The 12,115-nt window shown below is 48.1% G+C and carries 12 protein-coding genes; 8 read left to right on the plus strand and 4 right to left on the minus strand.

Going from position 1 to position 12,115, the window contains the following annotated elements; translation table 11 throughout:
- Positions 1–60 precede the first annotated feature (60 nt).
- The 3 genes from L691_RS0107075 to L691_RS0107085 all read right to left on the minus strand — a co-directional run bounded on the left by L691_RS0107075 (position 61) and on the right by L691_RS0107085 (position 4,385).
- Complete coding sequence (locus L691_RS0107075; RefSeq protein WP_025689643.1) at positions 61–1,095, minus strand: Cfr family 23S rRNA (adenine(2503)-C(8))-methyltransferase; 1,035 nt, start codon at positions 1,093–1,095, stop codon at positions 61–63.
- A gap of 802 nt (positions 1,096–1,897) precedes the next feature.
- Positions 1,898–2,512: a class I SAM-dependent methyltransferase gene (locus L691_RS0107080; RefSeq protein WP_025689645.1), complete on the minus strand. Its 615-nt coding sequence runs from the start codon at positions 2,510–2,512 to the stop codon at positions 1,898–1,900.
- A gap of 529 nt (positions 2,513–3,041) precedes the next feature.
- Positions 3,042–4,385: an MATE family efflux transporter gene (locus L691_RS0107085; protein ID WP_025689646.1), complete on the minus strand. Its 1,344-nt coding sequence runs from the start codon at positions 4,383–4,385 to the stop codon at positions 3,042–3,044.
- A 388-nt stretch (positions 4,386–4,773) separates the two neighbouring features.
- Here L691_RS0107085 and L691_RS0107090 point away from each other — a divergent pair, with 388 nt between their 5' ends.
- The 6 genes from L691_RS0107090 to L691_RS0107115 all read left to right on the plus strand — a co-directional run bounded on the left by L691_RS0107090 (position 4,774) and on the right by L691_RS0107115 (position 10,739).
- Positions 4,774–5,274, plus strand: a complete 501-nt coding sequence (locus L691_RS0107090; RefSeq protein ID WP_025689648.1) for a GNAT family N-acetyltransferase — start codon at positions 4,774–4,776, stop codon at positions 5,272–5,274.
- Between the two features lie 270 nt (positions 5,275–5,544).
- Positions 5,545–6,726 (plus strand): pyridoxal phosphate-dependent aminotransferase, encoded by a 1,182-nt coding sequence (locus L691_RS0107095; protein ID WP_025689650.1) that lies wholly within the window; start codon positions 5,545–5,547, stop codon positions 6,724–6,726.
- Positions 6,727–6,749: 23 nt separating this feature from the next.
- Positions 6,750–7,619: a MetQ/NlpA family ABC transporter substrate-binding protein gene (locus tag L691_RS0107100; RefSeq protein WP_025689652.1), complete on the plus strand. Its 870-nt coding sequence runs from the start codon at positions 6,750–6,752 to the stop codon at positions 7,617–7,619.
- Between the two features lie 57 nt (positions 7,620–7,676).
- A complete protein-coding gene (locus L691_RS0107105; protein ID WP_025689653.1) occupies positions 7,677–8,711 on the plus strand; it encodes a methionine ABC transporter ATP-binding protein in 1,035 nt (344 codons plus the stop codon).
- Positions 8,704–9,366, plus strand: a complete 663-nt coding sequence (locus tag L691_RS0107110) for a methionine ABC transporter permease (RefSeq protein ID WP_025689655.1) — start codon at positions 8,704–8,706, stop codon at positions 9,364–9,366. The genes L691_RS0107105 and L691_RS0107110 overlap by 8 nt, the downstream gene beginning before the upstream one ends.
- Positions 9,367–9,377: 11 nt before the next feature.
- On the plus strand, positions 9,378–10,739 hold the full coding sequence (locus tag L691_RS0107115) for an FAD-binding oxidoreductase (protein WP_025689656.1): 1,362 nt from the start codon (positions 9,378–9,380) through the stop codon (positions 10,737–10,739).
- Between the two features lie 110 nt (positions 10,740–10,849).
- On the opposite strand, the gene L691_RS0107120 is transcribed toward L691_RS0107115, so the two are convergent.
- The gene (locus L691_RS0107120) at positions 10,850–11,260 is read right to left on the minus strand and encodes a VOC family protein (protein WP_025689658.1); all 411 of its coding nucleotides are present in this window, start codon (positions 11,258–11,260) and stop codon (positions 10,850–10,852) included.
- Between the two features lie 190 nt (positions 11,261–11,450).
- Here L691_RS0107120 and L691_RS0107125 point away from each other — a divergent pair, with 190 nt between their 5' ends.
- Together L691_RS0107125 and L691_RS0107130 are read left to right on the plus strand one after the other, a co-directional pair.
- Positions 11,451–11,765, plus strand: a complete 315-nt coding sequence (locus L691_RS0107125) for a hypothetical protein (RefSeq protein ID WP_025689660.1) — start codon at positions 11,451–11,453, stop codon at positions 11,763–11,765.
- 17 nt (positions 11,766–11,782) lie between these two features.
- Positions 11,783–12,103 carry an LD-carboxypeptidase gene (locus L691_RS0107130; protein WP_025689663.1) on the plus strand — a complete coding sequence of 107 codons (321 nt, stop codon included), beginning with the start codon at positions 11,783–11,785 and terminating at the stop codon, positions 12,101–12,103.
- Positions 12,104–12,115: the final 12 nt, after the last annotated feature.

A 12,115-nucleotide genomic window follows, 5' to 3' on the forward strand; every position in this document is an offset into this window, starting at 1 on the left:
AGAAGGGATTACCCAAGAATCCCCCACTTCAAGTGTAGCTAAGTGGGGGAGCGTTCAATTTCACTTATTGTGCCCGTAAAGTTGACCGCATGCTGCATCAATGTCCGTTCCAAATTGAGTCCTCACAGTGACTTTGATTCCCTTTGACTTTAAAATATGAGCAAACCTTTGAACTCGTTCTTTGTCAGATTGATGAAAACTATCAAGTGTTACGTCGGTTGAGTTGTAAGGTATCAGATTGACGTGATATAAATGTTCCCAAGGACCTCGGTTTTTTAATAAAGTAGCGATAGCTTCTGCGTGCTCATTTGAATCGTTTTCTCCACGAAGTAATATATACGCAATGTAAACTTTTCTACCTGTATCACTAATATGCTGATCCAACTTATTTAACACGTCATTAAGCGGAAAACGATTATTAATCGGCATAAGCTCACTCCGTTGTTCATCAAAAGGGGAGTGAAGTGAAAAGGTAAGGTTAACTTGTGGAAATTCTTTTGTTAACCGATCTATCCCCGGTATATTCCCAATGGTGGAAACTGTAATTCTGCGATGCCCTAAGCCAAAGGTTCGTGAATCTGTTAGAATTTTGAGCGTATCGAAAATATAAGGATTGGCTAAAGCCTCCCCCATCCCCATAAATGAAACACTATCTAAAGCCTGTCCGTTTAAATGAAAGTACAACAGTTGATCGGTAATTTCATCTGCGGTTAGGTTCCGTTTTAGTCCAATTGTTCCTGTAGCACAGAAACGACAACCGTATCCACATCCGCATTGGCTTGAAATGCAGTATGACTTCCAGCCGCGTTCGTAGCTAAGTTGAACTGCTTCTACATGTTCGTTACCTTCAATAGCAAAAAGCACTTTATTAACTTGATTAGATGTTTTTTGCATAACTGGAGTTAGGTTCAAAACACTTTCGCCAAAATTTTGTATTAGCTCGTTTCTTATAGCTTTAGGAATTATAGTCATTCGGTCATATTCACCAATTCTTTGCTTGAAGATCGCGTCCGCGATTTGTTGGAAACGATATGCAGGTTGTTTTAAATCCGACAATAAGTGTTGAATTCTTTCGTATTTTGAAGTTGATTTCATGTTTGTTCTCCTCTTGAGCCGGAGAAAATGCCAAAAGCACCTTTTAGGGTCCTCTAGCATATGCATTAACCAACTTAGATTTAATTCACGAAGCTTGCAGCTAGAGTCGCTACGTGCATCTATCGATAGATGGATAATGCCCCGGCATCCGTTTAATTTGATCGTGAACCGTACCAACGGACAATGAACGATTCACATAAACATTCACAACTTCAAACATTTATTACAACCTCCTAAAATAAAGTTACATTCCAGATAAAGCTGTTCAGGCGAATTCCTCCATCAAAATAAATAAGGGCTACAAGAAAGTTACCTTTCTTGTAGCCCAAACAGATACAAACCTTCCAATAAAACATTATGATAAATGGAGTGGTAATGTATACACGTATTGAGTGGGAAGAATAAGTAACTTTCTTGCTTAAAGAAATAAAACAGCAGTTGTTTTATTTGCTCTAAAATACGCAAGAAATATTACATACTTTCCCCAACACCTTTCATTTATGTTACAGTTATTTTAGCATACCTACATTTTTTTTCAACATAAGGTGGACCAGGCGATTAAACGCCTTATACGAGCCAGCAAGGGCATCAATTTCAATAGCGTGATCAAAAGAGTCGGGCGTCTCAAAGGGCAATGACGTAACGGCATCGATGAAATGGAAGCAATTTGACGTGTTTCCCAAAGGGAATAGAGACGCAGCGGCACACTTAGACTAGAAAAATAGTCTTAAGTTGCCGCTGTAATATTTTAACTATCGTATCCGTTAGCTTAATCTATCTTTACATACGATACGTTGCGTTGCTAGTTAATGTCTAATATAGGTTTGTTCCATGACATTAGATATCGGTAATAGAAGCGGCGTCGGATATTTGCCCCAGGCAGTACCTCATGTGCCGCTTGGCGAATCTCGCTTAAAGACTCTTTAGGATCAGCAATCCGAACACCTACGTCTTGCATTCCGCCATGAAGTCGTTCCATGAAACGGATTGGGAGAACAAGAAGTCCAGAGATGAAAAAATCTATGAACGATTTGTTGGCTGCTAAACCAACTATAAGGAGCCTCCCACCTGGTGCGAGAACTTGGCGCATTTTTAACAGTGCGGCTCTCAATTCCATATGATGCAAAGTTGCTACGCAAATGACCGTAGAATATAGTTCCTTCTGAGAAGGGGCTGGCATTGCAAGGAAGTCGCCGTTTATGAGCGACACATTTGAGATCGAAGCTAGACGAGTCTGCGCGCGCGCAATAGTTTGCGTATCAGGGTCAATTCCGACAACCTGTTGAGCGAAAGGCGCTAGGCGTTGGAGCAATAAACCGTCACCACAGCCGATGTCAAGGACCCGGCCACCTCGTTCCTTTGCATCTGCTACTAACTCTTCGTGAAATGCAGTATTGTGATTCCAATATTTCTCCATTTCTTTACTCCTTTCCGTATTCTTCGGTTATCGCTTATCTCTTCTGATAAATGACGGTTCCATCATATACAAAGTTGCATTATAATGCCAGATAGACGAGCAGACTGCCGATGCCGGCAGCCTCTAGAAACAAGTAATATTTCATCTTTATGCCCAAAAACAAATATATCCAAATAATTTGTATTATTGCATTGCATGAGATTAAAGAAACCGTCTTTAAGATATGCCTCAGAGTCGTATGGGAAAATCCGGAAAATAAAAGGATCAGTCTAGTACTTTATTTTCGGTGAACATTTATCTTCCAAGTGATTTTCGCGATATCAAAAATGATTTGGAAGGAATCCGCGAATAAAGGGTTAGTGCCGGTATCGCGGTTAATGGATCAATTCTTACCAGAATCACTTTACTATCCAGGTCGATGAAGGAGTTATGCTTGGCGGTATGTACAGAGGTATTTTACTGAAAAAGAAGGATTTTCATGGAGGGACATGAACAATCTTTTGAAAAGCAGCACTTCCGGAAACGGGAATCAGGCAATTTTCTTGTTGAAACGATACATTAAGAATAACGCCCTGACAACCAGGTCGATTGCAATAGACAGCCATACTCCCGCGATTCCAAGCCCCATCGAAATGCCCAGAACATAAACACCTATAACCCGAATAAGCCACATGCCTATAGTTGTACTGTATAGTGGACTTTTGGTGTCTCCCGCGCCCTGCAATGCTCCTGCCAGGACTAATCCAATCGCCAGGAAGGGCTGGGCGAATGCATCAATACGCAGGGCTGTAATGACCATACCACGAACTTCAGTCTCGTCTGTAAACCATGCTGCGGCATCAGGGGAAAGGAAGAATAACAGAACACCGACGAAGGACATGAATAGGACCGCGATCACGGCAGCTATTTTTCCGAACTGGTAAGCATCATCTTGACGATTCGCCCCTAAGCTTTGCCCTACAAGCGTAGCTGCCGCTACCGCTAAGCCATATCCGGGCATATAAGAGAACACCTCAATATTGCCTGCTATGGTGTGAGCGGCATAGGTCTCGGTGCTGATCCGGACAATTAAGCCGAAGTACAGCACTTGGCCAAAACGCATGATAAGCCTTTCAATAGCGGCAGGTGTGGACAATTTTAATAAAGGTAGAGCGAATTCACGATTGAAAATGAACCCCTGGGTTATCGGGAAAGATAATTTCGTCTTCCGAATATGAAGATACAGCAGAACCGTACCTGCAATTCGTACCATCGTAGTCGCCCACGCCGCACCTGTAATCCCAAGACCGTCCACCCCGGGAATCCCAAAAATAAGTACATAATCCAGAGGAATATGAAAGACGTTAATCCACAATCCGATCTTCATAGGGGTCTTGGTATTGCCCGCCGCCCTTAATATGCTGCCGAATACCGTCATTAATGAAATCAGAATCGATGGCACGGCGACGATCCGGAAATACTTCACTCCTTCAGCTACTACATTCGGCTCCGCTCCCATGACACGCAATAACGTTCCGGCAAAGAAGAAGGTAACTATTCCAAAAAATAATCCCGCCGCCGAGGCTGCCCATGTTGACTGTGTGGCAATGGCTTTAGCTTTATCAAAATCTCCTGCCCCCACGCTTTTCGCGATCATGGAGGAGGTGCCTACACCCAGCGCCATAAATACTGCTATGTAAACAGCCAGAATCGCGTTGGTGACACCGACGGCTGCAACCTCTGTCAATCCCAGTTTAGATACAAACAATGTATCGACAAATCCAACGACCGTTTGAAAAAAATTCTCAATCATAGCCGGGATAGCTAAAGCCAGTATGATTTTGACTTTCTGCCCTCGGGTTTTACTCGCGCTCTCCAGCAGATTCGATGACACGGCATTTCCTCCGTTACCTGTAGTTGATGGGGATGATATTAGTCTTATTTTATCCCCCCAGGGGGGATATGTAAATTGGAATAAAAACCCGCAGAGAACAGTTCATTTTCCCCGTGGGTTTCTTCATTATATTATTCACAATTTCCGGATCTTCTGGATATTTTGATTTCACTATCTGTACCTTTAATTTGTATGGAAAGCAGGGCATTCCTATCGTAAGAGACAGGCGTTAAAGAAAAAAACAACCCAATATTGGTAGACGAGCTCACGAAAATAGCGGAAGATATAATATAAAAACGGCGGATGCTGTGTTAACTGCTGAGCAAAATGTCTGAATTGGACCGCTTATTTGATACTAAAGACCAATACATGCGGAGGTGATTTGTTAATGATGAAGGAATATGCTCTGGGACAGGATTTTCACATCCGTATGCTGGCCGCTGACGAAACGCCGCCTTATGAACTGCTGCTGCTCGCCGACCCGTCCCGAGAATTGGTAGACCGCAATCTGAAGCAGGGAACCTGTTACATTGCCACATTGTCCGAAGAGGCATCGCCGCAATCACCGGTTGGCGTTCTTGTACTGCTGCCAAGGGATGCGGAGACGGTTGAGATTATGAATATCGCCGTAAGGGAAGATGCTCAGGGCAAGGGGATCGGGAGAAGATTGCTGCAAGCCGCAATTGAAATAGCGAAAGCTTTGGAGGTGCGGAACATCGAGATCGGTACAGGGAATTCCAGTATTCATCAGCTCATACTTTACCAAAAATGCGGATTTCGGATCGTCGGCGTGGATCGTGACTTTTTTGTGCGAAATTATACGGAGGCCATCTATGAGAACGGCATACAGTGCCGGGATATGATCCGGTTAAGGTATGAATTTGGGTAGACAGTAGATTAGGAATGCAGAATAACGAAGAAGCCCGCAAAGATCTTGATTTTTAAGCGGCTTCGCAGGTTTTGTTTTTTTACAAAATAGTACGGGTGACTGGTAGACTTTTTCCTGTCGGTTCATTGCGAATAATGTAGAAAAAGCATTGACAAGACACAGCGGGGATTCTATACTTTAAGTCGTTAATCCGACAAAAATGGTATGTTTAAATAAAAAGTGTATATTTATACCATTGTACGGGATGTTTAGAGAAAAGGAGCCAAGGCGATGCCGGAATTAAGTAATAGGCTGGACGGATTTACCGAATCAATTATCCGCAAAATGACCCGTGTAGCCAGAGAGTATGACGCCATTAACTTATCCCAGGGCTTCCCCGATTTCGATCCGCCACGGGAATTGACGGAGGAACTGCGGAAAGTCGCGGACGACGGCCCCCATCAGTATGAGATTACGTGGGGTTCCGAGTTGTTCCGGGAGAAGCTTGCGCTCAAGCAGACGAAGCTGATGGGTATTCCTGTAGACCCGGCAACGAATATTGTTGTGACCTGCGGCAGCACCGAAGCGATGATGGCGGCCATGATGACGGTGTGCAACCCGGGCGACAAGGTGATCGTGTTCTCTCCGTTCTATGAAAATTATACGGCGGATGCGATTCTGACCGGTGTAACCCCCATTTATGTGCCGCTCGCCCCGCCGGAATTCCAGTTTGACTCCGCAAAATTGCGGAACGCTTTTGAACAGGGAGTTAAGGCGATTGTCTTATGCAATCCGTCCAACCCGACAGGAAAAGTGTTCACGCGCGAGGAACTGGAGGAGATTGCCCGGCTCGCGGTTGAATTTGACACGTTCGTAATTACGGATGAAGTCTACGAGCATATTGTGTACGAGCCGCATGTGCATACGTACATGGCTTCTCTGCCCGGGATGTTTGAACGTACGCTGTCCTGCAGCTCGCTGTCCAAGACGTATTCGATCACCGGCTGGAGACTGGGGTACATTATCGGTCCGGCTCATGTCATTGAGGTCTGCCGCAAGGTGCATGATTTCCTCACTGTCGGAGCAGCCGCTCCCTTGCAGAAAGCGGCGGTGAAGGGACTCGAAATGGACGACGCATATTATGAAGAGCTTACCGAGATTTATGAGCGGAAGCGGACGCTGTTTCTGGACGGACTGGACCGGATCGGTCTCAAGTATTACAAGCCCCAAGGGGCGTATTATGTGCTGGTGGATATCAGCGAGTTCGGCGAGCTGGATGATTACAAGTTCTGCGAGTGGCTGGCAAAAGAGATTGGGGTGGCAGCGGTTCCGGGCTCAAGCTTTTTCCGGGAGGACGTGCGCCAGTATATCCGGTTTCATTTTGCCAAGAAGGAAGAGACGCTGGTCGAGGCGCTCAAACGGCTGGAGAAGCTTGAGGCTTACCGGGGCAAGGAAATAACAAATATCAAATAAATGAAAACGAGAGGAACAGACAAATGAACAAGATAAAAAAAGGGTTGGTCATTACACTGATTGTTTCCCTGATGGGACTTCTGCTCGCCGCTTGCGGCGGCAATGAGAAAGCAGCGAATGAAGGCGCAGCGCCGGAGACGAAGAAGGATATCAAGATTGGCGTGTCTCCCGGCCCTTATGGCGATATGATCACCAAAGCAATTGCTCCTTATATGGAAAAGCAGGGCTATAAGATTGAAGTCGTTCAATTTTCGGACTATGTGCAGCCGGACCAAGCGCTGGGCAGCGGAGAAATCGACGCCAATCTGATGCAGCACACGGTATACCTGACGAAATTCGCTGCGGACAACAAGCTGGACATCGGCAAGGTGATTTCGGTTCCGACAGCGGGCATGGGTGTGTATTCCAATTCGGTTAAGAATATGGCGGACATTCCGCACGGTGCCAAGGTGGCGATTGCCGTGGATGCTTCCAATCTGGCGCGCTCGCTGCGCTTCCTGAAGGCGCTCGGTTTGATTGACCTGAAAGCCGATGTGGACCCGACCAAAGCTACTGTGCATGATGTATCGGACAATCCGCATAACCTGGAGTTTGTAACGATGGACGCGGCCCAAATCTCGCGCAGCCTAGACAGCGTGGCGATCGGACTGATTCCCGGAAACTTTGCCATTGCGGCAAAGCTTGACCTCGCAAGCGCGCTTGCTGTTGAGAAGCTGACGGAGGACTACAAGAACGTTGTTGCGGTGCGGACTCCGGATATTGACGGCCAGCTTGGCAAGGACCTGAAAGCGGCGGTCGAGTCGGAAGAGTTCCACCAAGCGATTGAAGACGCGAATGGAATTTTCAAAGCTTTTGACAAACCGGAATGGTACACAGCCAAATACGGCAAGTAATCAATCAGCTGGACAGCAGGGCAAGAACGGTGTTGATTGCAGGAAAGGGTGCTCGTGGTGATTGTTCTTGATAAAGTGAACGTGATCTTTAAACAAAAGGGCCGGAAAATGCACGCGGTCAAAGAGGCGTCCATAACCGTCGGCAAGGGCGAAATCTTCGGGATTGTCGGACCGAGCGGAGCCGGGAAGAGCACTTTGGTTCGGGTAATCAATCTCCTGCAGCCGCCCGCTTCAGGCCAAGTCATGGTAGGCGGTCAGGATATTACCCGGTTCAAAGGCGCCGCGCTGCGCAATGTCAGATTGAAGATAGGCATGATCTTTCAGCATTTTAACTTGATCAGCGGAGCGACGGTGTACAACAATATTGCGTTCGCGCTCAAAGCAAACAACTATCCCAAGGAGAAGATTCGCGCCCGGGTGCTTGAACTGCTCAAGCAGGTGAATCTGTCGGACAAGGCACAGGTGTATCCGGCCAATTTGAGCGGCGGGCAGAAGCAGCGGGTGGCGATTGCCCGGGCGCTCGCGAACGATCCGGAAATCCTGCTGTGCGATGAGGCGACCTCAGCGCTTGACCTGGAGAACACGGAAGAGATCATCCGGATTTTACGGCGCATCAACCGGGACAATCCGATTACGATTGTGTTTATCACACATGAAATGGACGTGGCCCGGAAGCTGTTTGACCGCATTGCGGTGATGGCGGAAGGTGAAATCGTGGAGGTCGGCGATACGTACCAAATCTTCACGGAACCGCAGCATCCGCTGACCCAGTCTTTGGTTTCCCGGGTGCTGAATATTGAAGTACCGGAGCATTTGGAACTGAAGGGTCAGGAGGAAATGCTGAAGATCACCTATACCGGCGAGCGGGCCTATGAACCGCTTATCAGTAAGGTGTCGAAGGAATTCGACGTGCTGGTCGATATTCTCCACGGCAAGATCGAATATATTCAAGGCAAACCGCTCGGTATTCTGCTTATCAAGCTGAGCGGGGAGGCAGCGGAAATTGCCAGAGCCCGGGACTATATCTCCGGACAGGTGTTTAAAATTGAACGGATTTCCGCAGCAAAAGAAGGGGGAGAGCTGAATGGATAGCACCTGGGATATTTTACAATTGGAGCTGCCCTCCGCGATTTGGGAAACGCTGATTATGATTGGCATTTCCTTAGCCGCTTCACTTGTGTTCGGATTGCTAATCGGTCTCATTCTGTATTTGTCTTCCAGTCCCCTGTTCTTTCCCAGGCGGACGCTTAATGCGGTGATGGGCGTGCTGGTGAATGTGATCCGCTCCGTTCCATTCGTTATTTTGCTCGTGCTGCTCATTCCATTGACCAAGTTGATCGTCAACACGACCATCGGGCCGGTGGCCGCTTCGGTTCCGCTCGCTTTCGCTTCCGTCGCGTTTTTCGCCCGGCTGGTGGAAGGGGCGTTCAGCGAAGTGGATAAAGGCGTGCTCGAAGCGGCTATTGCCACCGGAGCAGGCTTAGGTCTCATTTTACGGAAGGTGCTGTTTGTGGAGGCGATGCCCGGCCTGATCCGGGCGACGACCGTCACGGTCATCAGCCTGATCGGTTATTCCGCAATGGCGGGCCTTGTCGGCGGCGGCGGGATCGGCGATTTGGCGATCCAGTACGGATATTACCGCTATGAGACGGGCGTGATGATCGCAACAGTCCTTCTGCTGATTGTCATTGTCCAGGGAGCGCAATTCGTCGGCGATTGGTGCGCCCGGGTATTTACCAGAAAGTAGAGGTGGGTTTCTTGCAGGAACTGTACAGCATTATTTCCGATCCGGGACGGATCAAGACGGAAGGAATCGCGGAAAAGTACGTTACGGATAATCTGGGACGCCTGCAGGGAACCTGCGACGCTCTGGTGTTTCCGGTCAGCACGGAAGAGGTCAGCGGAGTGATGAAATGGGCGTATGCGAACTCTGTTCAAGTGACGCCGCGCGGGGCGGGAACGAATCTTGTTGGTTCTACCGTGCCAGAGCATGGGGGCATCGTGCTTGACCTGTCCCTGATGAACCGGATTGTGGAGCTGGACGAAGATACGCTGACTGTGACGGTGGAACCGGGTGTCCTGCTTGCCGACCTGCAAGCCTATGTGGAAGCGCGCGGGCTGTTCTATCCGCCTGACCCCGGGGAGAAGCAGGCGACGATCGGCGGCAACATCAGCACCAATGCCGGCGGCATGCGGGCGGTTAAGTACGGCGTGACGCGGGATTATGTGCGCGGGCTGACGGCCGTTCTGCCAAGCGGCGAGGTGATTCACACCGGCGGCAAGGTGGTGAAGGACAGCTCGGGGCTGTCGCTCAAACATCTGCTTATCGGTTCGGAAGGAACGCTTGGCATCATCACCGAATGCGTATTGAAGCTTATTCCGAAGCCTGCGTTCGTAATGGGGGCGCTTTTGCCGTTTGACAGCTTGAAGACGGGGATTGACGCCGTGATCCGGCTCATTCACGAGAATGTTGGACCAACCGCTATCGAGTTCATGGAGCGCAAGGTAGTTGCCTTGGGCGAGCGGTTTATGGGAGTCACTTTTCCATATCCAGAGGCGTCGGCGTATATTCTGCTGTCCTTCGACGGCAACAGCGAGGGCGAGGTCCGTTCCAATGCGGAGCGTGCGCGTCAGACTGCCGTTCGGAATGGAGCGCTCGACTTTCTGCTGCTGGAGGATAAAGAGATCTTAGACGAGGTCTGGAAGGTTCGCGGGGCGCTCGTCAAGGCGGTAGAAGCAGTGTCCGAGCAGGAGCCGGTGGATATCGTCGTGCCGATCAACAAGACGGCGGATTTTATCGCTTACGCCAATGAAGTGGAGCAGGACAGCGGCGTGCAGCTGATCAGCTTCGGCCATGCCGGGGACGGCAATGTGCATTTATGCGTCGTTCGCGGGGAGCGGGATGCGGAAGCTTGGAGGAAGGATTTGAAAGCCGTCATGAGCCGCATTTACGGAAAAAGCCATGAGCTTGGCGGCTTGACGTCGGGCGAGCATGGAATCGGGCTGAGCAAGAAGCCTTATTTCCAGAAAGCAACGGACCCGGCGGTGATCGCTGCCATGAAGCAGATCAAGGATGCGCTTGATGACCGCCACATTCTGAATACGGGCAAGATTTTTTAAGGGAAAGCATGTATGATATGATAGATCGAGGGGAAGCACCGTCACTAGTTCTTAGGGTGATTGTGCCTCCTTTTCTTTGCTACAGCAGATAGTTGTGGCTTATTTTCGATCTATTGCTGTTTCCCCAGCAGATTCAGCTGCCACGTCACCCCGAATTGATCGCCAACCCAGGCGAATTTATCGCTGAAAGGATATTTATCCAGAGGCATAAACACCTGGCCCCCCGCAGACAGCTTGCCGAACAGATTCTCGATCTCTTCCTCGGTCTCGCAATTGACATAGAGTGAAATGGCAGGCGTAAAAGTAAAGTCATGCGGCGTATTGCTGTCAATGCACATAAACTGCTGGCCGTTCAGGGAGAAGATGGCGTGCACCACGCTTCCTTCCGCTCCTGCCTCTCCAGGTCCGTAGCGCTGAATATGCAGAATTTCCGACCGCTCGAACAAAGAAATGTAAAAGTTCATGGCTTCCTCTGCTTGTCCGGAAAACATTAGAAACGTCGAAATCTTTTGATTATCCACACCTGTCGCCCCTTTATCGAAATAGAATTAAACAAACCTGGTAACGAACATGTGTTCTATAAGTACCATTATTAACAAGTATCGACCACTTGTCAAGACCTTAATCATATTTTTTTCCTCTGTTCTAATTGTTAATAAAGGTGGATAATGGAATCGGCAGGGATAATCAGAATCGGGGGGAGATGGGTTTATGATAAAACTGGCAACCTTTCTGCTCGAATTACTCCGAATATGCCTTCTGTTTATTTTGGGCACGGCCATCGCCTATGGATTGGAGCAGCTTGTATTTACCACTTTCTTAAATCTGGAAATCGATGGATGGTATACGACGCTGGGTAATTTCATTCTATTCTTTGTTCTGTATCGCAACTACTTTCAGTTTAGGGGGTGGTATAAGTCGGCGCTAAATAGAAAGTTGAAAAGGAACACTACAATTTTTTTATTGGCTGCTTCGGCTGTATGTATTCTTGGCGTACCGACCTTAACGCTGATTCGTCTTGGTTAGAATAAAGGAGGCTTAGTATGCAAGCGAATAAATTAACACAGGGCGATGAGATACGGGTTATTGCACCCTCAAGAAGCCTAAGTCTGATCCGCGTGGAGCAGCGGGAATTGGCAAAAAAGAAACTAGAGCAGTTGGGTTATCGGGTTACGTTCTCCAAGTACTCTCTGGACAGCGATGAATTCAATTCTTCCTCCATAGAAGCAAGAATTGAAGATTTGCATAACGCATTTAGAGATCCGAAAGTAAAAGGGATTCTGACTGCCATCGGCGGCTTCAATGGTAACCAACTGCTTCCATACATAGATTATTCTCTGTTGAACACTCCCCCACTTAGCTAACACTTGAAGTGG

Source organism: Paenibacillus zanthoxyli JH29, assembly GCF_000520715.1.
GTDB lineage: Bacteria > Bacillota > Bacilli > Paenibacillales > Paenibacillaceae > Paenibacillus_AQ > Paenibacillus_AQ zanthoxyli.